Source organism: Rhodopseudomonas sp. (genome assembly GCF_048594845.1).
Taxonomy (GTDB): domain Bacteria; phylum Pseudomonadota; class Alphaproteobacteria; order Rhizobiales; family Xanthobacteraceae; genus Rhodopseudomonas.
Genome location: NZ_JBMDXE010000115.1, coordinates 12,298 through 33,215 on the forward strand (window position 1 = coordinate 12,298; position 20,918 = coordinate 33,215).

Annotated in this window: 18 protein-coding genes; 4 read left to right on the top strand and 14 right to left on the bottom strand. The window is 65.8% G+C overall.

Going from position 1 to position 20,918, the window contains the following annotated elements:
• The first annotated feature begins 67 nt into the window (after nucleotides 1–67).
• Nucleotides 68–970: a dihydrodipicolinate synthase family protein gene (locus ACOJTD_RS07180; protein ID WP_420132233.1), complete on the top strand. Its 903-nt coding sequence runs from the start codon at nucleotides 68–70 to the stop codon at nucleotides 968–970.
• Between the two features lie 78 nt (nucleotides 971–1,048).
• On the opposite strand, the gene ACOJTD_RS07185 is transcribed toward ACOJTD_RS07180, so the two are convergent.
• On the bottom strand, nucleotides 1,049–2,548 hold the full coding sequence (locus tag ACOJTD_RS07185; RefSeq protein ID WP_420132234.1) for a caspase family protein: 1,500 nt from the start codon (nucleotides 2,546–2,548) through the stop codon (nucleotides 1,049–1,051).
• A 168-nt stretch (nucleotides 2,549–2,716) separates the two neighbouring features.
• Nucleotides 2,717–4,420 (bottom strand): methyl-accepting chemotaxis protein, encoded by a 1,704-nt coding sequence (locus ACOJTD_RS07190; RefSeq protein WP_420132235.1) that lies wholly within the window; start codon nucleotides 4,418–4,420, stop codon nucleotides 2,717–2,719.
• Between the two features lie 219 nt (nucleotides 4,421–4,639).
• Here ACOJTD_RS07190 and ACOJTD_RS07195 point away from each other — a divergent pair, with 219 nt between their 5' ends.
• From ACOJTD_RS07195 to ACOJTD_RS07205, 3 genes are all read left to right on the top strand, one after another.
• The gene (locus ACOJTD_RS07195; protein WP_420132236.1) at nucleotides 4,640–5,641 is read left to right on the top strand and encodes an AraC family transcriptional regulator; all 1,002 of its coding nucleotides are present in this window, start codon (nucleotides 4,640–4,642) and stop codon (nucleotides 5,639–5,641) included.
• Nucleotides 5,642–5,909: 268 nt separating this feature from the next.
• Nucleotides 5,910–7,361 (top strand): DEAD/DEAH box helicase, encoded by a 1,452-nt coding sequence (locus ACOJTD_RS07200; RefSeq protein ID WP_420132237.1) that lies wholly within the window; start codon nucleotides 5,910–5,912, stop codon nucleotides 7,359–7,361.
• Nucleotides 7,362–7,505: 144 nt separating this feature from the next.
• Nucleotides 7,506–8,573, top strand: coding sequence for a GGDEF domain-containing protein (locus ACOJTD_RS07205; RefSeq protein ID WP_420132249.1), 1,068 nt, complete (start codon nucleotides 7,506–7,508; stop codon nucleotides 8,571–8,573).
• A 148-nt stretch (nucleotides 8,574–8,721) separates the two neighbouring features.
• Here the strand turns inward: ACOJTD_RS07205 and ACOJTD_RS07210 are convergent, their stop codons facing one another.
• The 12 genes from ACOJTD_RS07210 to sufB form a co-directional block, all read right to left on the bottom strand.
• Entirely contained in the window at nucleotides 8,722–10,125 is a 1,404-nt protein-coding gene (locus ACOJTD_RS07210; RefSeq protein WP_420132238.1) for a purine-cytosine permease family protein, read from the bottom strand.
• A gap of 413 nt (nucleotides 10,126–10,538) precedes the next feature.
• A complete protein-coding gene (locus ACOJTD_RS07215; protein WP_420132239.1) occupies nucleotides 10,539–11,135 on the bottom strand; it encodes a TfoX/Sxy family protein in 597 nt (198 codons plus the stop codon).
• A gap of 586 nt (nucleotides 11,136–11,721) precedes the next feature.
• Nucleotides 11,722–12,198 carry a RidA family protein gene (locus tag ACOJTD_RS07220; RefSeq protein ID WP_420132240.1) on the bottom strand — a complete coding sequence of 159 codons (477 nt, stop codon included), beginning with the start codon at nucleotides 12,196–12,198 and terminating at the stop codon, nucleotides 11,722–11,724.
• The gene (locus ACOJTD_RS07225) at nucleotides 12,195–13,283 is read right to left on the bottom strand and encodes an NAD(P)/FAD-dependent oxidoreductase (RefSeq protein ID WP_420132241.1); all 1,089 of its coding nucleotides are present in this window, start codon (nucleotides 13,281–13,283) and stop codon (nucleotides 12,195–12,197) included. Before ACOJTD_RS07225 ends, ACOJTD_RS07220 begins: the two co-directional genes overlap by 4 nt.
• Nucleotides 13,284–13,306: 23 nt before the next feature.
• The gene (gene goxA, locus ACOJTD_RS07230; RefSeq protein ID WP_420132242.1) at nucleotides 13,307–15,268 is read right to left on the bottom strand and encodes a CTQ-dependent glycine oxidase GoxA; all 1,962 of its coding nucleotides are present in this window, start codon (nucleotides 15,266–15,268) and stop codon (nucleotides 13,307–13,309) included.
• A 162-nt stretch (nucleotides 15,269–15,430) separates the two neighbouring features.
• Nucleotides 15,431–15,832 carry a HesB/IscA family protein gene (locus ACOJTD_RS07235; protein ID WP_420132243.1) on the bottom strand — a complete coding sequence of 134 codons (402 nt, stop codon included), beginning with the start codon at nucleotides 15,830–15,832 and terminating at the stop codon, nucleotides 15,431–15,433.
• Between the two features lie 188 nt (nucleotides 15,833–16,020).
• Entirely contained in the window at nucleotides 16,021–16,389 is a 369-nt protein-coding gene (locus ACOJTD_RS07240; protein WP_054163221.1) for an SUF system Fe-S cluster assembly protein, read from the bottom strand.
• Nucleotides 16,386–17,630 carry a cysteine desulfurase gene (locus ACOJTD_RS07245; RefSeq protein ID WP_420132244.1) on the bottom strand — a complete coding sequence of 415 codons (1,245 nt, stop codon included), beginning with the start codon at nucleotides 17,628–17,630 and terminating at the stop codon, nucleotides 16,386–16,388. Before ACOJTD_RS07245 ends, ACOJTD_RS07240 begins: the two co-directional genes overlap by 4 nt.
• A gap of 123 nt (nucleotides 17,631–17,753) precedes the next feature.
• The gene (sufD, locus tag ACOJTD_RS07250; protein WP_420132245.1) at nucleotides 17,754–19,067 is read right to left on the bottom strand and encodes a Fe-S cluster assembly protein SufD; all 1,314 of its coding nucleotides are present in this window, start codon (nucleotides 19,065–19,067) and stop codon (nucleotides 17,754–17,756) included.
• Between the two features lie 16 nt (nucleotides 19,068–19,083).
• Entirely contained in the window at nucleotides 19,084–19,842 is a 759-nt protein-coding gene (gene sufC / locus ACOJTD_RS07255) for a Fe-S cluster assembly ATPase SufC (protein WP_420132246.1), read from the bottom strand.
• A 36-nt stretch (nucleotides 19,843–19,878) separates the two neighbouring features.
• Nucleotides 19,879–20,115, bottom strand: coding sequence for a hypothetical protein (locus ACOJTD_RS07260; RefSeq protein WP_420132247.1), 237 nt, complete (start codon nucleotides 20,113–20,115; stop codon nucleotides 19,879–19,881).
• A gap of 5 nt (nucleotides 20,116–20,120) precedes the next feature.
• Nucleotides 20,121–20,918 (bottom strand): Fe-S cluster assembly protein SufB (sufB, locus tag ACOJTD_RS07265; protein WP_420132248.1); only part of this gene is annotated, 798 nt, incomplete at its 5' end.

Sequence of the window (20,918 nt, forward strand, 5' to 3'; positions counted from 1 at the left end):
TCGAACTCTCTTGCGCCGCAGAAGAGCTCGGTGATATCGAATATTGTATTCAATTATGGAGACGGCAATGACACGGTGGAGCGGCGTTTTCCCCGCGGTGACGACCAAGCTGAAGCAGGATGGCGCGCTCGATCTTCCCGCACTGCAGCACAGCCTCGACCGCCTGATCGTCAACGGCGTGTCCGGCGTCATTCTGCTGCCGATGCTCGGCGAGAACGCGTCGCTCTCAATGGACGAGCGGGCGCAGGTGCTAACCGCCGCCAAGGAAGCCGTGGCGGGGCGTGTGCCGATGCTGAGCGGATTGGCCGAGGTCTCCGCCCGCTCCGCCGCCGAGGCGGCACGTGCCTATGAGAAGCTCGGCGCCGAGGGACTGATGGCGTTCCCGTCGATCGCCTACAAGAGCGACAAGCGCGAGACGGTTCGCTGGTACAAGGATCTCGCGGCGGCCTCGTCGCTGCCGATCATGATCTACAACAACCCGATCGCCTACGGCGTCGATTGCACGCCCGACATCCTCGAGCAGCTCGCGGATACGCCGGAGATCGTCTGCATCAAGGAAGAAAGCGGCGACATCCGCCGCGTGACCGATGTTTACAATGCCTGCGGCGATCGTTTCGCGGTGTTCTGCGGCGTCGACGACCTGATCCTGGAGAGCGCCGCGCTCGGCGTCACCGGCTGGGTGTCGGGGATGACCAATGCGTGGACCGCCGAATGCGTGCAGCTGTTCAATCTGTGCCGCGCCGGCCGGTTCGACGAGGCCCGCCCGCTGTATCGTCTCCTGACGCCGGCCTTCCATCTCGATACCCACGTCAAGCTCGTGCAGTACATCAAGCTGGCCGAGCATTACGTCTATGGCGCGCCGGAATGGGTCCGCGCCCCTCGCCTGCCGCTCGAAGGCGAAGAACGCGCGCGCGTCAGTGCGGTGATCCTGGAGACGATCAATCAGTTGAAGGGCAAGGCTGCGGCGTAAGTCTAGCGTCCACGGGCGCAGCGCCGCGCTACTCGGCTCGCTGGCGCAGTGGGAGTTCACCCTTGCGCCAGCGTCGTTTCACTTTCTGAACGTCTTGATCTCCGACACGCTACCGTCGCGATACGTCAGCTCGACGGACACCGACTTCACAGTCGACGGCAGCTTGAAATACGGCGTGGCGCTACTCGGGATCGCGACCGGATCGCGCATGTCGCAAGCCGGCATCTTCAGCACCTTGTCGGGGACGCCATTGTCGATGCCGATCCGGGCCTCGCGGATCGCGCAGCGATACGACATCAGATGCGTGTAGTAGACGAGCAAGCCGTTGTAGTCGCGGAACGACAGCCAGCTCGTCGCCGTCATGTCTAGGATCTTGCGCTGGTCACGCAGCAGCGCCGCTTCCGGCTCGAACTTGATCGGAAACGGCCCCTGCATCTCGCCGTTGGCATCGACATAGCGCACCTCGATGGTCGACTCCGGCGCATCTGAAGGCAGTTGGATCGACGGATTCGGCAGCCGCTTGCGCGTGCGCGGATCGAGCGAATCCATGAAGCCGGTCTCGCGGAAATCCTTCTCGCCGGCCATCCGCCACGAAATGCCGAGCGTCGGATCGGCGATCGAGAACACCACCGTCCAGCCCCCATTGTGGCGCGAGAAGCTGGCGATCGGCGCGTTCAGGCTTTCCGAGGTCGGCGGCTTCAGCGGCGCCACCGGCGGCAGCGCCGCGACCTTCTCGGGCGGCTGACTGGGCGCGACCACGCTCGCGGCCGGCTTGGGCGGACCGCTCAGAAACACGTCATCGACCATCTGGTCGAAATACACCGGCACCTGCTTGTGGCCGACTGTCTCGGCCATTTCGCTGACCAGCCGCCGCGTCCGCTGCGCCACCTGCACGAGATTGTCGCCGGGATCGCGGATCTGCTTGGCGAACACGCGGGTGAACACCGAGTTCGGATCGGAGTCGTTGTCGGACAGCCGGTCCAGCGCGGTCTGTCGCGGGCCGGCTGAGAAAATCGAGAACACGCCCTCGGGCAGCGTCGTCATCGGCGCCAACCCGCCGCGTCCGGCGAGTGCGCGAACGCCGCGGCGTTCGAACGGGTTGTTGCGGCAGGCGTCGAGCACCAGGATCGCAGTGCGGGCACCACGGTTCTGCAGCCGGTCGACGATCCGGTCGGCCATGATCGAGGCGTCGCGGACCAGTTCTTCCTGACCCTCGGTCGCCGCCGGCACGTCGGTCGGCAGCAGGAAGTTCTGTCCGGCGATCTCGAAGCCATGGCCGGCGTAGAAGAAGAACGCGGTGTCGCCGGGCTCGATGCTGTTGTCGAAGGCCAGCAGGCTCTGGCTGAAGGCGGCGCGGCTCTGGTTCTCCGCGACCATCACCTGGAAGCCGAGCGCGCGCAGCGTGTCGCCCATGGTGCGGGCGTCGTTCACCGCCTTCTGCAGCTTCGGCACGTTGCGATAATCGTTGTTGCCGACCACCAGCGCGACGCGTTTGGCCGCCTCGGCGGGCGCGCACCAGATCAGCACCGCGGTGATCAGACCGACCGCCGATATCCCGCGCCGTCGCAGCGATCGCATTCCCAGTTCCCCGATGAGCCGGACGGCCGGATCGGACCGCCAGCGCCATAGTCGGCCAAAATGGGGGTGCGGTTCAACCCCGGCGCCGCGCCGCATGGTGAACGGCCCCTCAAAAGCAAACGCGGGCCTCTTTGCAGAGGCCCGCATTATTCTGATCAGTCGCGCCGCTCAGGCCGCGCGAACCGTCTCGAGGAACCTCCCGACTTCGCTCTTGAGGCGATTGCTGTCGTTCGCGAGCGACTGCGCAGCCGAGAGCACCTGGCTCGACGCCGAGCCGGTTTCGTTGGCGCCGCGCTGCACGTCGACGACGCCGGACGAAACCTGCTGCGTGCCCATCGCCGCCTGCTGCACGTTGCGCGAGATTTCCTGGGTCGCAGCGCCCTGCTCTTCCACAGCCGAGGCGATGGTCGAGGCGATCTCCGACATCTTGGAAATGGTCGCGCCGATGTCGCGGATCGCCGTCACCGACTGGCTGGTCGCCGACTGGATGCCGGAGATCTGCTGGCTGATCTCGCCGGTCGCCTTGGCGGTCTGCTCCGCCAGCGCCTTCACCTCGGATGCGACCACGGCGAAGCCGCGGCCAGCCTCACCCGCGCGCGCCGCCTCGATGGTGGCGTTGAGCGCGAGCAGATTGGTCTGGCCGGCGATGGTGTTGATCAGTTCGACGACGTCGCCGATCCGCGCCGCCGCAGCGGACAGTTCGCTGACGCGGTCGTTGGTCATCTGCGCCTGCGTCACCGCGTCCTGTGCGATGCGGGCCGACTCCTGGACCTGCCGGCTGATCTCCGTGACCGACGAGGCCATTTCTTCGGTCGCGGAAGCGACCGACTGCACGTTGGCAGAGGCCTGTTCCGACGCAGCCGCCACCGAGGTCGACACTTCTTGCGAACGGTGAGCGCTCGAGGTGAGCGTGGTCGCGGAGGCTTCGAGTTCGGTCGAGGCCGACGACACGGTCTGGATCACTTCGCCGACCGCGGCTTCGAAATCCTGCGCCAGCCGCGCCATGTCCTGCTTACGCTGCGCGGCGATCGTGCGGTCCTGCTCGGCCTTGGCGGCCGCTTCCTGCCGCGCCTTTTCCTCGAGCATCAGCTTGATGCCTTCGACGGCGCGGGCGGTCTCACCGATCTCGTCCTTGCGATCGACGCCGGTCATATCGACCGCCTCGCCCTTCGCCATCCGCTGCAGCAGCCCGACCAGCGAGCCCATCGGCTTGGCGACGCCGTACTGACCGACGATGAAGCCGAGCACGAGGCCGATGATCACACCGATCGCGGTGACGATCATCATCATGCGCGACGTCTGGTCGTAGAGATCACTGGCGTCCTTGGCCATTCCCTCGACGCGGGTCGATAGGCGGTTCGCGACCTCGCGCATCGCGGTCTGCAGTTCGTTCGACTTCTCGACGCTGCGCATCATCGATTCCAGCAGCGCGTCACGCGACGCCTGTTTGCCGGAAACGATGGCGTCCACGTTGCGCAGCGTGTCTTCGGCCTCGCTGCGATAGGCCTTCAACTTCGCCTGCACGTTCGGGATCATGGCGCGTGCCTGCTCGTCGCGCGTCTTCCCGAGCTCCTCGACCCGCTCCGTCAGCGTCGCGAGATTCTCGTCGACGATCTTGCGGGCGCGAGCGAGGGTCTCCGCGCGCGGATCGATCGCCGCGAGGAATTCACCGCGGCTGATCGTCAGGACGTTCTGATTGGCGCGCGCCGCCAGCAGCGCACGCTTGGAGGCGCGATTCATGTTGTCCGACCCGGCGTTCAGCGTCTCCATCGCTCCCATCGCCACCCAGGTCAGCGCCCCCGCAACCAATGATAGCAATACGACGATGAAGAGTATTTTTGTGAGTACCCGGAAGCGCGCAAGAATGGCCATGATGTCTCTCGTCTACGTCGCTCCTCATCCGGCGGACGCCGAACCCCCATGAACGACGCAGATAGTTTTCATCAAAAACGGTAATCTGCTGTGTGTACGTTTTTGCGCGAAATGTACGACACCGGGCATAGAATAACGTGAGACTAGGGATTTTACGGGTGGTGAGCAGGACCGGACTCGTCGATCAATCGAAGCTGCGAATTGATTGCGAGTCACATCGTGCGTGGAGACGTAACTCGGCTGCTACGAGGTTTTGAGATCGGATCCGCCGAGGATCCGGCGGCCGCCTACGACTTCGCCCGCAATCGGTTCGGCCTTGAACTCAGCACGCCGCAGATCGAGGGCTTCCGGACGAGCACCAGCCTCGCGCCGCTGCCGAACGTGTCGCTGCTGGTCTCCACGACATCGCTGCCGGTTCGGCTGCTGACGGATAGCAGCACCATGCTTCATCTGCATCTTTGCCAACGCGGCCGCTGCACACTCACCGAGGGCGGTCGACGGATCGAGATCGGGGAGGATCAGGCGCTGATCTGCTCGCCCGGGCGGCCGGCACTGCTCGACTTTAGCGCCAACTACGCAGAGCTGGTGCTGCTGATTCCGCCGGCAATGCTGGAGCGGATGCTGACTGTGCTGCTCGGCTTCGCGCCGCGCGGGCCGATCGTGTTCGAGCCCGAACTTGCCGACGACGATCCGCATTTCACCGGCCTGCGCGAATTGCTGATGCTGCTGGCGAGCACGCTCGACGCGGGCTTCTCGGTGTGGCCGAAGGCGGCGCTGGCGCAACTCGAACAGGCCTGCGTGGTGTCGCTGCTGTATTGCGGCCGGCACAATTTCAGTGAGTTTCTGACCAGCTCGGCTGCCAGCGCCCCGCCCAAGATGGTGCTCGATGCCGAGCATTTCGCCGAGAGCCAGGCCGAGTCCGACATCCGTGTCGAGCAGATGGCCCAGGCCGCCGGCGTCAGTGCCTCGACCCTCAGCCGGGTGTTCCTGAAGTCGCGCGGCTACTCGCCGGCGGCGTTCGCCAAACGGACCCGACTCGGGCGGGCGCGGCTGCTGATCGAAACGGGAGCCGCCACCACGGTGATGGGCGTGGCGCTGCGCTGCGGTTTTGCCAACACCAGCCGCTTCACACAGGATTACCAGCAGGCCTTCGGGGAAACCCCGGCCGAGACTCTGCGCCACCGGCGGCGCCAAAAGCCCGCGAAACTGCAAGAATATTAAGCTTTTCAGGCGTTTCATACGCGAACGCATTGACTTTGCGCGATTCCGGCCTATGTTCCGGCCGTGATGCGGCCCGGTATCGACTACGCGATATCCCGGTTGAGCCGCCTGTCCGCGACCGACATCCCCGTGCAACATTGCTTGCCGCTCCGGGGCTGAGCGCGACAGTGATTTCCGAGAAATCCCGGCGGCGGTTTCACCAAGTGGCGTGATCTTCGAAACGGTTCAATCCTGGTTCGGATCGGATCGCGCCGACAACAGAGGCTAAATGTCCTTTTCCAATCTCGGCCTGTCCGACAAGGTCCTCGCTGCCGTCGCGGCCAGCGGCTACACGACCCCCACCCCCATCCAGGAACAGGCGATCCCCCACGTCCTCGCCCGCAAGGACGTTCTCGGCATCGCCCAGACCGGCACCGGCAAGACCGCGGCCTTCGTGCTGCCGATGCTGACGATGCTCGAAAAGGGCCGCGCCCGGGCCCGGATGCCCCGCACGCTGATTCTCGAGCCGACCCGCGAACTCGCGGCCCAGGTCAAAGAACAGTTCGACAAATACGGCGCCGGCCAGAAGCTCAACGTCGCGCTGCTGATCGGCGGCGTGTCGTTCGGCGATCAGGATCTCAAGCTCGGCCGCGGCGTCGACGTGTTGATCGCCACCCCGGGCCGCCTCCTCGACCACACCGAACGCGGCGGCCTGCTGCTCACCGGCGTCGAGATGCTGATCATCGACGAAGCCGACCGGATGCTCGACATGGGCTTCATTCCCGACATCGAGCGGGTCTGCAAGCTGGTCCCCTTCACCCGCCAGACGCTGTTCTTCACCGCGACGATGCCGCCGGAAATCCGCCGCGTCACCGAGACCTTCCTGCACAATCCCGAAAAGGTCGAAGTCTCCAAGCCGGCCTCCACCGCCGTGACGGTGACGCAGTCCCAGGTGCCCTGCGGACGCGAGCCCCACGAGAAGCGTGAGACGCTGCGCCGGCTGATCCGCGGCGCGACCGACCTCAAGAACGCGATCATCTTCTGCAACCGCAAGCGCGAGGTCGCACTGCTGGCGAAGTCGCTGCAGAAGCACGGCTTCAGCGTCGGCGCCCTGCACGGCGACATGGACCAGACCGCGCGCATGGCCGCGCTGGAAGCCTTCCGCAAGGGCGACCTGCCGATCCTGGTGGCTTCCGACGTCGCGGCCCGCGGCCTCGACATCCCGGAAGTCAGCCACGTCTTCAACTTCGACGTGCCCCATCATCCCGACGACTACGTCCACCGCATCGGCCGCACCGGTCGCGCCGGCCGTCTCGGCACAGCCGTGACGATCGTGGCGCCGTCCGACCAGAAGTCGATCGCCGCGGTCGAGAAGCTGATCGGCAAGGAAATCCCGCGCGCCGACGTCGGCCCGACCAGCGAGGTCGAGGACGATCAGGAGCGCCCGGCCCGCTCGTCGCGCCGCTCGTCCGAATCCCGCCACCGCGAACCGCGTGGCGAGGAGCGCGCGCCGCGCGAAGCCCGCGAGCCGCGTGAACCTCGTGAGCCGCGTGGCGAGCCCCGCCGCGAACGCGAGCCGCGCGAACAACGCAACAAGCCCCGTCGCGAGCCGCGCGGTGCGCCTTCTCCTGCACATGCTTCGTTCGGTTCGGCACCGCCGCCGCGCGACACCTCGTCGGAGCCCGGTGATCACTCCCACCTGCCCGCTTTCCTGCTGCGCCCGATCCGTGCGCGCGGCTGATTTGCTGCGGTGCGGCGCCTGATTTGCTCGGGCTCCGCACCGTCCTCTCCTGTGAGTTCCCCGAAAATTTACGCGGCGTTCACCGTCACCCCGTAGCCTTTGCAACCGGGAATGGCGGGCTCGGTTGGTTCGTCGGGGGACGCGGTGGCACCGATGCAGGATGAACACGAGCGCAGCATGGCGTATGCCGAGCTTGCGCTGAATCAGATCAAGGCGCTGCGGCAGCCCGCCATGCCGCGCAACTACGAGATCTGGTACGTCTACGCCACCGGCTACAATGCCGAGCTCAACAAGGCGATCAACGAGGCGCTGGCCAACCGCGGCCGATTGAGCGACTCGGATCTCGAACAACTCCACGACTGCTATCTTTCGCCGAGCCGGACCAACGACCGGATCGACCGGATCGGCGCGCGCGTGGTCAGCGAGATCGACGATATGATGTCGCTGCTCGCTGATACTCTTGGGACCACGGCGACCTTCGGCGCCAACCTGAAGGGCGCGAGCCAGAACCTGTCGCTCGCGACCGATCACGAGCAGATCAAGACCATCGTCGAGCGGCTGGTCTCGGCGACCCGCGAGATGCAGGAAGCCAACAGCGCACTCGAGGAACGGCTCTCTACCTCGCGCCAGGAAATCACCAATCTGCAGGCAAGCCTCGAGGCGATTCGCGCCGAGAGCCTGACCGATCCGTTGACCGGCCTCGGCAATCGCAAGCACTTCGATCGCGTCGTCAACGAGGCTGTGCGCAGCGCCGGGGTCAGCCGGCGTCCGCTGTCGCTGCTGATGATCGACATCGATCACTTCAAGTCGTTCAACGACAATTACGGCCATCTCACCGGCGACCAAGTGCTTCGTCTGGTCGGCATGACGCTGAAGCAGACCATCAAGAGCAACGACGTGCCGGCGCGCTACGGCGGCGAGGAATTCGCTGTGGTGCTGCCGGAGACGCCGCTGCGCCAGGCGCTGATGATCGCCGACGACATCCGCCGCGTCGTGATGTCCAAGGAACTGAAGAAGAAGTCGACCGGCGAAATTCTCGGCCGCGTCACGCTGTCGGCCGGCGTCTCGACGCTGAAGCCCGACGACGACGCCGACGCCCTGATCGAGCGCGCCGACGCCTGCCTCTACTCGGCCAAGCGCAACGGCCGCAATCGCGTCATCTGCGAAACCGATCCGGAATTCCGGAAGGTCGAATCTGCCAAGGTTGCGTGACGACGTCGCGAGACGTGCGCCGTCGGGCGCTCGCCAAAACGCGCTGCTCGACGTTCAAACACACTCTGCTCTTTGCGCTAAGGATCGATCACCGCCGGCAAGGCCGGCGATGATCCTTGCTTGAATCAGACCCAATCCGGCCGGGTTGTCAGGAGGTCGCGGTCGCCACGACGACGGCAGGCTTGCGGCTGAGCACCAGATAGAGTCCGCCTGCCACCAACGTGCCGACAAGCCAGCTCAGATCTGCACCACCAAGGAAGTGGACCGCGATCGGTCCCTTGAACGCCGGCAGCAGCCCGTTCTGGAACAGCCAGCCAGCGAACAGGCCGGCGAAGAAGGCAATGAGACCGGCCCAGTTCACATCGCCATAAGCACTGGTCTCGGGTGACTTGTAGAGTTCGGCGACGTTTACTACGCCCTTGCGTCGAATGTAGAAGTCGGCGAGCACGACGCCGGCGAACGGGCTCAGCCACATGATGAGGCCGATCATCCAGTGGTCGAAGGCTTGGGCGAAGTTCGGCGCGAACACGAAGTAGAACGTCACCAGATAGCCCGCCGCGCCGACGATCAGCGCCAGCGCGATCCGCGGCACCCGCAGCCCCATGCTGAGCAGAGCGAGGGACGCGGAGTACACGTTGAGGATATTGGTGGCGATCGGCCCGTGCAGCACGAGCGCGAGAACCAGCACCGCCATCGGGCCGCCGAACACGGCGCTCACCATCTTGGCGGGATCCGCATCGTTGGTGACGCTGGCGATGGTGGCTCCGAGAACGCCGAGCCAGACCACCGGCAGATACATGCCGGCGAAGCTGTACCAGAACACGGCGGCCGACGACTCGGTCGTCCGCACGAAGCGCGAATAGTCCGACGCCCAGGTCACCCACGAGATCCCCCAACCGACGCCGATCGCGGCCGTCAGCAAGGTCATCATCGCGTAGCGCTCGCCCGGAGCAAGCGGGCTCACGAGATTCCAGTTCACCACACCCGGCTGCGTCCAAGCGGCGACGCTGATCAGCACCATGATTACCACGGTCGCCGGAACGGTGTACTTCTCGAACGTCCGGATCGCATAGAAGCCGTAGGTGCCGATGCCGATCTGCAGCGCCATGATGATCGTCATGACGATCAGGTTCGGAGCGGCCGTGTCGGGAACGCCGAACTGGCCGAGGATGCCCATCGAGATCTTGACCGGGAAATAGGTGTTCACCCCGATCCAGCCGAGCGTCATCAGAAACACCAGCGCCGCCGGCAGATACGCTCCGCGCCGGCCGAATGCGGCACGGCTGAGAACCATCTGATTGACGCCGGTCTTGTGTCCCATCACCGTGAACGCGGCGAACAGCGCGCATCCGACGAGATTGCCGAGCACGATGACGGCAATCACGTCCCAGATCCCAAGCTTGAGAATAATGCCCAGCGCGCCCAGCGCCCAGTTGATCGGGGCGATGTTGGCGCCCGCCCAGATCCACATCTGCTGAGCGCCGGTGGAATCGCGATCGGCGGCCGGGATCGGCTCGATCGCATGATCGTCAAGTCGTAGTTCGGTCGCCATTGATCACCCCCTCAGTGCTGCCGCGAACACCCGATGTGTGCGCAGCCATGCCCAGTTTGCCGCATCGGCACTTGCACCGACGCAGCCCCGCCTCCGTCCCGTCGGGACGGAACTTCGCGCGAACCTCCCACGATCGCGAAGCAAAAGAAGATCAATCAGCGCGAGGACTATCAGCCCCGCGCCGGAGATTAGGAAGTACGCTTCGTATTGACTAAGCACGCTTCGTGCCAGACGCCCGAAAAGCTTTGATGAGTCTCGACCGGTTCGCGTTGGCTGGGTGTATGCGCTTCGCGAAAGCAGACGTCGCCACCTGCGCAAGCAGATCGCGATTTCCTGCCGCTTTGACAGGCTCGGGGACTTGCCGGCCTGTCAGCGTCGCTGATCAAGACGTGGGCGCGGCGATGCCTGAACGATCACTTTGCCGGGGCTCGTCTGGAGCCGGACCTTTTGGCCGCGAGTTTATCGCGACCTTCGGCGCGCGGGCGATTAGCAACGGCCTTGAGAGAGGAACCCTTGGCAGAAGGCCTCTTGGCCGACGAACTTTTGGAAGATGACGGCTTGGGAGAATAGGGCTTAGAGGGAATACTTTTGGAAGAAGATCCTGTCGGAGACGTACTCTTGCGAGCACGGCTGCTGGACGACGCGGACTTCGTCGACTCGGCTTTCGTCTTCCGTGGCTTGCGTGCCTTGGCAAGCGCCGCACGCTCCGCAGCGGCGAGCGCTGCCCGCGACCATTCGACGAGTTCATCGGGTTCGTCGAGCAGCCGGTCAGGCAGCCGCCAATACGACGCAACCGTCACGGTCCGCTGGCGGGTCGTATACGAGAACGGCTGCGAGCCTTCGCTCTCGAAGCTCGCGATCGTCGCTTCATCGGCACGCAGATAGATCGTGTCCCGCAGCACCAGCGCGAAGGTGATGCCGTCGGCGGAAATGCCGAAGCCGGAGAACATCCGCCGGATCGCCACCGGCCCGAACGGTTCGAACAAATCCGCGAGATAATCACGATCCATCGGCGCCCGGCCCTGCGTTGCCGGGGACGAGCATAGTGGGCTTCAAGTTCAAGGCAATATAGCCACTGCCGCCCGGATCTGCAGCGCACGACGCCGCAGGCACGGCGCAGCGTCCGAGGCACGAGGCCACCCACCTGTCATCCGAAGACGAACGTGAGTTGCCGAGCCGCCTCGCCCCGTGTCCCGGGCGCGGTGCAGCGCGTAGCGCTGCTCCGCAGACCCGGGACCCCGGTTGCTTCGCAGCATTCCTAGACACCCGCGGCGGGACGCGGTGAGGCAAAAACCGGGGCCCCGGATCTGCAGCGCACCACGCCGCAAGAGCGGCGCGCTGCGCAGCGTCCGGGGAACAACGCCACCCACCTGTCATACGAAGACGGAAGTAAATTGCCGAGCCGCCTCCCCCTGTCCCGGGCGCGGTGCAGCGCGTAGCGCTGCTCCGCAGACCCGGGACCCCGGTCACTTCGCAGCATTCCTAGACACCCGCGGCGGGACGCGGTGAGGCAAAAACCGGGGCCCCGGATCTGCAGCGCATCACGCCGCAACCGCGGCGCGCTGCGCAGCGTCCGGGGCACGAGGCCCGTACGAACTACTTTTTCAGCGGCGCGTAGAAGGTGCCGTCGATCTCGCCGATGTCGCCCTGGTCGAGCGCCGGGACCTGCAGCACGGTGCGCGGCGGATACGGGCCGTCGCCCCAGATGTCCTTCTGAACCTTGTTGACGACCGGCCGATACTTGGCGACGTCGGTGACGAACACGGTCAGCCGCACTGCGTCGGCCTTGGTGGCGCCGGCGGCTTCGGCGGCGGCCAGCATGTTGTCGAACATTTGGCGGACGCGCGCCTCGTCGCCATCGACCATCTTGCCGGTGACGCGGTCGGTGCCGCGCATGCCGCCGATGAACACGAAGTCGCCGGCACGGGCGCCGATGCTCCAGGTGCCGCTCGGCGTGATGGTCTTGTCGGTCGGCGCGATGATCTTGACGGCGCTGGTCTCAGCCGAGGCGACGACGGGCATCGCGGCGGCGGCGACGGCAGCGACCAGCAATGCGCGGAATGGACGGTTCATGCGGTTCTCTCCCTGTGATCGGATTCGGACGGCGCGATCTGTCGTCGGCGCCAGAATTGAGCATCGGCGAAACGAGGCTCGGACGCGTACATTGCCTGTTGGGTCGCGAGCTGATGCGTGACGCCCTGCAGGTAATCGCGCTCGTAGACGGCGCCGGCGTCGGCGGCGCCCCTGGCGAGGCCGAGCGCGGCCGCGGCGGCCTGAAGGCCGCTCCACAGCGCGGTGGCGAGGCCATTGGCACTGACCGGGTCGAGCGCCGTCGCGGCATCTCCGGCCCGTACGATGCGGCCTTCGATCAGCCGGCTGACCGTGATCGACGCAGCCGGCGAAATCGCCGGCGGCGCCGCGGCTGCGAGCGATTCGAGGCCGAGGCTGGCGAGGCGGGGCGCGATCGCGATCGTGCCTGCGGCGAGGTTCGCCCAGCGCACGCCGTCCTGCGCCACACCGGTCGGAAGCAGATCGGTGTCGGTGAACAGGCCGAGCATCATGCGGCGGCCGGGCAGCGGCGACATGTACCACCAGCCGAGATCGATGGCTTCGACCAGCGTCGCTGCCGCGGTCTCCGCATCATCGGGCAAGTCGAGGACGCGCCAGGCCGCGATCAGCCGGTCCAGCCGCCGTCGTTCAGCGGCAGCGCCGGACGACAGCGCGGCACGCCCCGTGCAATCGACCGCGGCGGCGACCGAGATCACCGCGCGATCGGCCATCGTCAGTTCGACGCCGCCGGGTCGATGCGCGAGCGCAGTGACGCTGCTGCGGATACGTTCGACGTCGCTGGTCAGCAGCGCGGTGCGCATCAGCCGCTCGAACTGCGCGCGGTCGAGATGATAGCCGAGGCCTTCATGGTCCGGCGCCTTGCGCAGCGTGGCGTCGCCCCACACCGAGAAACGCCCCTCGCCCGGCAGCGCGCTGTCGGCATCGAGCAGATGCCCCCATTGCAGGGCCTCGAGCAACGTCAGCGCCTTTGGCGAGAGCGTTTCGCCACGGTTCGGCACTGCCGGATCAGGTGCGATCAGGATTGGACGATGTCCCGCCAGCACGAGCCGCCGGGCGGCGGATAGTCCCGCCACCCCTGCGCCGATCACGGCAATCCGCGGCATCCGCGCGGCTAACGCGACGGGATCGGTTCGACGATATCCATCGAACCGCGTTGCACCTCGACGAACACCTGCTCAGGCACGCCCGCGAGCCCCTTGGGGCCCGGCCGCTTCACCACCACCCCCAGCCGCGTCCACACCTCGCTCAGGCGGCGCAGGCCGGCGGTGTAGCCGGCCTCGACATGCTGGCCGTGGCCGGCCGCGCCGCGCGCCCATGGCACGCGCGTGTGATAGAAGCGCAGCCGCTCCTCTTCGGTGAGGTCGGTGCGCATCATCTGCTTGTAGAACGCCTCGGGCAGCACATCGACCGGCAGCAGCGCCGGCCACCACACCGGCGTCGGGAAGCCGGTCGCGGTGAGCACCGCCTGGCAGCTGAACGCGTCGCCCTGCCACGGCACGCCCATCCAGCGCGTCAGATCGCCCGGCGCCTGCGGACCGATCGGCGAGCCCTGGTCCGGCTTCGCCGGGTTGCCGGTGAAGACGTTGTCCGGGTTGAGTTGCAGACCGAGATCCTGATTGAGAGTCTTGCGGTTCGACAACGCGATGCGGAACGGCAGCTTGGTTTCGCTCGGGCCGCGATACAGCGCCTTGTGGCGGATCGGCCAGGTGATCTCGACGCCGGGATGGAATGCGCCGCCCGAGCAGGCATCGAGCGCTGCGCGAGTCATTGCTTCCGGACGTAGTTCGACCGGCAGGTCGTCGAGCGTCTTCACGGCGTCCGCTGCGGCGTTGGTGTAGTCCGCGTCGAACTTGCCGTCGACCCAGAGCTGCAGCACGCGATACTGCGTCCGCGTCAGCGACAACCAGGAATGCGCGCTATCCGGATAGTTGACGCCGTCGCCGAGCATGATCGGGATCGCGTTGCCGCGCCGATCCTCGCCGCCAGGCTTGCGGAAGACGTCGAACACGCGCTTGCGCTCCGCCTGCGCGTCGGCCGACGATTTCGCCAGCCCCTCGATCACCTTCGGATCGGACAGATCGCCGATGTCGTGCCACGCCGCGCCGAGGAACGACGCCGCAGCCACCCACTGCATGGTGCCGGCACGGCGCAGGATCGGCAGCACGTCGCGGCGGAACGACACCTTATCGGCCGGCGGCTGCAGCTGGCCGAGATCGATCATCGCCTCGCGCGCCGCATCATACAGCGTCACGATCGGCTCGAGCTGCGGTGCGAATTTCGGTCCGCAGCAGACGACCCACGCCGGCTCGGCCTCGACGGTCTGGCCGTCGATGCTGACGCTGGCCTTGACCCAGCCGTCGGCCCAATCGTCGTGCCAGCCGTCGTTATTCGTGAAGTCACGCACCGGATTCTGCGGCAGCGCCGAGCGCGACACGCCGTCGGCGGCGAACACCAGGAGACGCCCCTTGTCGTCGGTGCGCAGATGGCCGAGCGAGACGTCGAGCGTTTGCCAGAAGCGGCCCTTGAGCTTGTACTTGTCGTCGCCGCCGGCGCCGTTCACCGACGCACCGGAGATCGCCACCGCGCCCGGATCGATGCACAGCATCGCGTCGCGCTTGTCGAGCGGGATGAACGCGTTGCGCTGCGGGTTCGGCACGCCCGGCATGCTGGCGCCCTGGTCGAGCGCGTTGGTGAAGCCGTACCAGGTCGCCTTGGTGTTGGCGGCGTGTACCGTCCACTTCGCCGACGCGGCGTCGATCTCGCGCACCACGCGGCCCTGGTCGTCGTAGCCGAACAGGCGGAAGCGCTGGACCTGTTTCTTGATGCGGCCGCGGGAGTCCTTGAAGCCACCCTCCGGCTCGTCGAGCAGGCCGGGCACCTCGGGCGCCAGGAACCAGTCCTCGGCATTGCCGACGCGGGAGAAACCGATGGCCGGGAAGATCGCAACCTTGGCGATCTTGGCGCCCTGGGGCGCGGCCTGCTGGGCGTGCAGCGAGGAGATCGCCGCCTTGCCGAGGATCGGTCCCCCGAGCCCCAGCGCAGCGGCTCCGAGCAGAAAGTCACGGCGTTTCATGCTATTTCCCCTGCGAATGTTTCGCAGGAGTTATTCGCAACTGCCTCTTAATTCCAACTTAATGGAAGATGCGCGAATCGAGCGTCTGGCTCGCAACCTGAGCAACATCTCCCGCACGGCGGAAAGCTGAGAATAAAATGCTTCGAAAGCAGAGCCGACCGATCAGCCGTCGATCGTCGCCGGCTTGAGCTCGACCGACTCGCCGCAACCGCAGGCCGAGATCTGGTTCGGGTTGTTGAACACGAACTGCGCCTGCATCCGGTCGGCCTTGTAGTCCATCTCGGTGCCGAGCAGGAACAGCACGGCCTTCGGATCGACCAGGATCTTGACGCCCTTGTCCTCGATCACCTCGTCGGTCGGCTTTATGTCCTGGGCGTAGTCCACCGTGTAGGATTGGCCGGCGCAGCCGCCATTCTTGATGCCGACGCGCAGACCGACGATCGCGCCGTCGGCCCGGCCCATCAGTTCCTTGACGCGCGTGGCCGCCGCATCGGTGAGCCGCATCACCTGCGGACGCGGCCGGCGGGCCGGCTTGGTGGGCGCTGCTGGTGTCGTCTCGGTCATCGTTTCCATCCTCGTGGCGGTTCAAGGCCGCCCGGTTGGCTGATTATTTAAGAACTCAACACCGTCATTGCGAGCAAAGCGAAGCAATCCAGTTCGGTTCACAGCGCATGGATTGCTTCGTCGCGGAGCCTGTACTCGGACGGCGCGCAGCGCCGATCCGGGTGCTCCTCGCAATGACGAAACGAACCTCACCACATATTCAGCACGAGCCGCGCTTCGTCGCTCATCCGCTCGGGGGTCCACGGCGGCTCCCAGACGATGTTGACGTTGACCACGCCGACGCCGGGCACCGAGGCCACCGCGTTCTCGACCATGGTCGGCAACTCGGCCGCGGCCGGGCAGTTCGGCGTCGTCAGTGTCATGTCGAGGTCGACGGTGCGGTCGTCCTTGATCTCGACCTTGTAGATCAGACCCAGCTCGTAGATGTCCGCCGGGATTTCCGGGTCGAACACGGTCTTGAGCGCGCCCACGATTTCGGTGCCGAGCCGCTCGGTTTCCTCGGGCGGCAGCGCCGAGACGGTCTGCATATTGGCTTTGGCCTCGATCGTATCGGTCATGCGAACAGATCCCGCGCCTTGATCAGCGCCTGTGCGAGTTGGTCGACATCTTCCCGGGTATTATACATGCCGAACGACGCCCGGCACGTCGCCGTGACCTGGAAACGCTCCAGCAGCGGCATCACGCAGTGAGTTCCCGCCCGTACCGCCACGCCCTGACGGTCGATCACCGTGGCGATGTCGTGCGGGTGCGCCCCCTTCATTTCGAAGGAAAGCACCGGCCCCTTGTCCTTGGCCGATCCGAGGATCCGCAACGAGTTGATCTCGCGCAGCCGCTGCTCGGCATAGGTCAAAAGATCGTGTTCGTGCGCGGCTATGCGCTCCTTGCCGATCGAATTGACATAGTCGATCGCGGCGCCGAGTCCGACCGCCTCGACGATCGCCGGCGTGCCGGCCTCGAAGCGATGCGGCGGGTCGCCATAGGTCACCCAGTCCTGCGCCACTTCGCGGATCATCTCGCCGCCGCCATTGTAGGGGCGCATCTTGGCCAGCACGTCGTACTTGCCGTACAGCACACCGATGCCGGTCGGGCCGTACAGCTTGTGGCCGGTCATGATGTAGAAGTCGCAGTCGAGGTCCTGGACGTCGATGGTGAGATGCACGGCGCCCTGGCTGCCGTCGACCAGAACCGGAATGCCGCGGTCGTGCGCGATCTTCACGACTTCCTTGACCGGCACGATGGTGCCGAGCGCGTTCGACATCTGGGTGATCGCCACCAGCTTGGTCTTCGGCGACAGCAGCTTCTCGAACTCGTCGATCAGGAAGTTACCCTCGTCGTCGACAGGGGCCCACTTCAGCACGGCGCCCTGGCGCTCACGCAGGAAGTGCCATGGCACGATGTTGGAATGGTGCTCCATGATCGAGAGCACGATCTCGTCGCCCTCGCCGATATTCGGCGCGCCGTAGGACGACGCGACCAGGTTGATCGCCTCGGTGGCGTTGCGGGTGAAGATGATCTCTTCCGGCTTGCGCGCGTTGAGGAAGCCCTGCACCCGGGCGCGGCCGCCTTCGTAAGCCTCGGTCGCCGCATTGGCGAGATAGTGCAGGCCGCGATGCACGTTGGCGTATTCGCTCTCATACGCCTTGGTCATCCGCGTCAGCACCGACCGCGGCTTCTGCGCCGACGCCGCGTTGTCGAGATACACCAGCCGCTTGCCGTAGACTTCGAGCCCCAGCGCCGGAAAATCCTCGCGGACCTTGGCGACGTCGTAGGAGCCGTTGCTAACTGCGGGATGCGCCATCGTCACTCACTCTGCCTCGTCCTGAGGAGCGCGCTCTGCGCGCGTCTCGAAGGACGGAGTTCATCCTCTCTTGGTCTCATCCTTCGAGACGGCCGCTCCGCGGCCTCCTCAGGACGAGGGTAACTATCCCCGCGCCGCCAGCCAGCGCTCGGCGGCGGCGATCGCCAGCGCGCGCAGATTGTCGTCGGCGATCGCTTCGATCGCTTCGCCGACGAACGCCTGGATCAGCAGCGCCTCGGCTTCCTTCTCCGGCAGGCCGCGGGCGCGCAGATAGAACAGCAGCTGATCGTCCAGCGCGCCGATCGCGGCACCGTGGCCGCAGGTGACGTCGTCGGCGAAGATCTCGAGCTCCGGCTTGTTGTCGGCCTCGGCTTCGTCGGACAGCAGCAGCGCCCGCGTCATCATCTTGGCGTCGGTCTGCTGCGCCGGCTGCCGCACATTGATGCGGCCCTGGAACACCGAGTGGCCGCGATCATCGACCACCGCGCGGAAACCCTCGCGGCTGACGCAATGCGGCACGTCATGGTTCATCACCAGCGTGGTGTCGGCGTGCTGGGTGCCGTTGAGCAGATTGACGCCGTTGGTCTCGACCCGGGCGTGCTCGCCGGCGATCGTCACGGTCGACGAATAGCGGCTGGCAAGCGAGCCGGTGTTGATGCCGACCACACCGTAATGCGCCTGCGTGCCGACGCGCACCTCGGCGGCGGCGATGTTGAACGCGTCGCGCGCATCCTCGATCAGGCGGACATGGTCGAGCCGCGCACCGTCGCCGATGCTGATCACGGCGGCGTCGTGAACCTGATAGGCGCCGACGCCCTCGCCCGCCACATAGCTCTCGACCAGCGTCGCGGCCGAATTCTTGCCGAGCTGAATCAGCGACCGCGTAAAGCTCGCCGTCTTGGTGGCGCTCGCCGCGATGTGCACGACGTGCAGCGGCTGCGACAGCTTGATGCCATCCGCAACCGCGATCACCACGCCGTCCGTCATCAGCGCGGTGTTGAGCGCCACCATCGGATCGGCCGTGCCGAGCGACAGCAGCCGTTCGTCACCGGCGGCCAGCGCGTCGCGCAGGCTGCGGATCGACAGGCCCTGCTCCAAAGCCGACAGGTCGGACAGCTCTGCCACCAGCGTGCCGTCGACCAGCACCAGCCGGCGCACGCCATCGATTGCGTGCAGCTTCACGGCCGCTTCGGCGCGGGCGAGCGCGGCGGCGTCCGGCGCCGGCGCGATCGGCAGCACCTCGCGCATCAGCGCGCGCAAATCGGTGTACTTCCAGTCCTCGATCCGCCGGTGCGGCAGGCCGATCAGCTGAAACTGATCGAAGGCGCGGCGACGGGCGTCGGCGACCTTGCCGGCGCCGGGCTGGCCCGCCAGCACGCTCGCGAAGTTCGCGCCCGCGACGTCTGCCTTCTCGGTCTTCGCCAATGCGATATTCATGATCCGATCCTCGGCGTCAGGCCGCCGCTTCCTGATACTGGGCGTAGCCGTTGGCTTCGAGTTCGAGCGCCAGCTCCTTGCCGCCGCTCTTCACCACCTTGCCACGCGACATCACGTGCACGTAGTCCGGCACGATGTAGTCGAGCAGACGCTGATAGTGGGTGATTACCACCATGGCGCGGTCCGGCGTGCGCAGCGCGTTGACACCCTCAGAGGCGACCCGCAGCGCGTCGATGTCGAGCCCGGAGTCCATTTCGTCGAGGATGCACAGGCTCGGCTGGAACAGCGCCATCTGCAGCACTTCGTTGCGCTTCTTCTCGCCGCCCGAGAAGCCGACATTGACGCCGCGCTTCAGCATGTCCTGCGGAATGCCGAGCGAAGACGCGACCTCGCGCACGCGCTTGAGGAAATCCGGCGTCGAGAACTCCTCCTCGCCGCGCGCCTTGCGCTGCGCATTCAGCGCGGTGCGCAGGAACGTCATGGTGGCGACGCCGGGGATTTCGACCGGATACTGGAAGGCCAGGAACACGCCCTTGGCGGCGCGCTGGTCCGGATCCATCTCCAGCAGATCTTCGCCCTTGAAAAGGATCTGGCCGCCGGTGACCTCATAGCCCGGCTTGCCGGCGATCACGTGGCTGAGCGTCGACTTGCCGGAGCCGTTCGGCCCCATGATCGCGTGCACCTCGCCGGCGTTCACGGTGAGCGTGAGCCCATGCAAAATCTCGCGATCCGCGACGCTGACCTTGAGATCCTTGACTTCGAGTAGTGCGGACATTTGTAGCTTCCTAATGTTCTCGACGGGGTCGGCCGTTCAGCCCCACGACCCATCCGTTTCCCACGCGCACACGACGACAAAGATGATCGTCGAAACAGCAATGACCTTCACGGGCGGCGAGACAATCGATGAGTACGTCTTTTCGCGCCGGATCGCCGTGAAGGCGCAGACCAGGACGATGAAGAGAAACGCACCAACGAGTGTGTATCCCTCCCACGTCGACGGCACCGCGCCGTAGCCTGTCTGTTTCGGCACGAACCAGAACTCGTTCATGCCGACTATCCGACGCTTCCCTCGAGACTGATCGAGATCAGCTTCTGCGCCTCAACCGCGAACTCCATCGGCAGTTGCTGGAGCACGTCCTTGACGAAACCGTTGACGACGAGGCCGACGGCCTCCTCCTGCGACAGGCCGCGCTGGATGCAGTAGAACAGCACGTCCTCGGAGATCTTCGACGTCGTGGCTTCGTGCTCGAACAGCGCAGAGGAATTCTTCGCCTCGATATACGGCACGGTGTGCGCGCCGCACTGGTCGCCGATCAGCAGCGAGTCGCAGGCGGTGAAGTTGCGCGCACCCTTGGCCTTGCGGTGGGCGGTGACGAGACCGCGATAGGTGTTCTGCGACTTGCCGGCCGCGATGCCCTTGGAGATGATCCGGCTCGTGGTGTTGTTGCCGAGATGGATCATCTTGGTGCCCGAATCGACCTGCTGGAAGCCGTTCGAGATCGCGATCGAGTAGAACTCGCCGCGCGAGTTATCGCCACGCAGGATGCAGCTCGGATACTTCCAGGTGATCGCCGACCCGGTCTCGACCTGGGTCCAGGAGATCTTGGAATTGGCGCCGCGGCAGTCGCCACGCTTGGTGACGAAGTTGTAGATGCCGCCCTTGCCTTCCGAATTGCCCGGGTACCAGTTCTGCACCGTGGAGTACTTGATCTCGGCGTCGTCGAGCGTCACCAGCTCGACCACCGCGGCGTGCAGCTGGTTCTCGTCGCGCTGCGGCGCGGTGCAGCCTTCGAGATAGCTGACGTAGGATCCCTTGTCGGCGATGATCAGCGTGCGCTCGAACTGGCCGGT

What these genes read in the sequence shown, in the direction of transcription:
- ACOJTD_RS07180 (WP_420132233.1), top strand. Translation starts at nt 68, where the DNA reads ATGACACGGTGGAGCGGCGTTTTCCCCGCGGTGACGACCAAGCTGAAG.
- ACOJTD_RS07185 (WP_420132234.1), bottom strand. Translation starts at nt 2,548, where the DNA reads ATGCGATCGCTGCGACGGCGCGGGATATCGGCGGTCGGTCTGATCACC.
- ACOJTD_RS07190 (WP_420132235.1), bottom strand. Translation starts at nt 4,420, where the DNA reads ATGGCCATTCTTGCGCGCTTCCGGGTACTCACAAAAATACTCTTCATC.
- ACOJTD_RS07200 (WP_420132237.1), top strand. Translation starts at nt 5,910, where the DNA reads ATGTCCTTTTCCAATCTCGGCCTGTCCGACAAGGTCCTCGCTGCCGTC.
- ACOJTD_RS07210 (WP_420132238.1), bottom strand. Translation starts at nt 10,125, where the DNA reads ATGGCGACCGAACTACGACTTGACGATCATGCGATCGAGCCGATCCCG.
- ACOJTD_RS07215 (WP_420132239.1), bottom strand. Translation starts at nt 11,135, where the DNA reads ATGGATCGTGATTATCTCGCGGATTTGTTCGAACCGTTCGGGCCGGTG.
- ACOJTD_RS07220 (WP_420132240.1), bottom strand. Translation starts at nt 12,198, where the DNA reads ATGAACCGTCCATTCCGCGCATTGCTGGTCGCTGCCGTCGCCGCCGCC.
- goxA (WP_420132242.1), bottom strand. Translation starts at nt 15,268, where the DNA reads ATGAAACGCCGTGACTTTCTGCTCGGAGCCGCTGCGCTGGGGCTCGGG.
- ACOJTD_RS07235 (WP_420132243.1), bottom strand. Translation starts at nt 15,832, where the DNA reads ATGACCGAGACGACACCAGCAGCGCCCACCAAGCCGGCCCGCCGGCCG.
- ACOJTD_RS07240 (WP_054163221.1), bottom strand. Translation starts at nt 16,389, where the DNA reads ATGACCGATACGATCGAGGCCAAAGCCAATATGCAGACCGTCTCGGCG.
- ACOJTD_RS07245 (WP_420132244.1), bottom strand. Translation starts at nt 17,630, where the DNA reads ATGGCGCATCCCGCAGTTAGCAACGGCTCCTACGACGTCGCCAAGGTC.
- sufD (WP_420132245.1), bottom strand. Translation starts at nt 19,067, where the DNA reads ATGAATATCGCATTGGCGAAGACCGAGAAGGCAGACGTCGCGGGCGCG.
- sufC (WP_420132246.1), bottom strand. Translation starts at nt 19,842, where the DNA reads ATGTCCGCACTACTCGAAGTCAAGGATCTCAAGGTCAGCGTCGCGGAT.
- ACOJTD_RS07260 (WP_420132247.1), bottom strand. Translation starts at nt 20,115, where the DNA reads ATGAACGAGTTCTGGTTCGTGCCGAAACAGACAGGCTACGGCGCGGTG.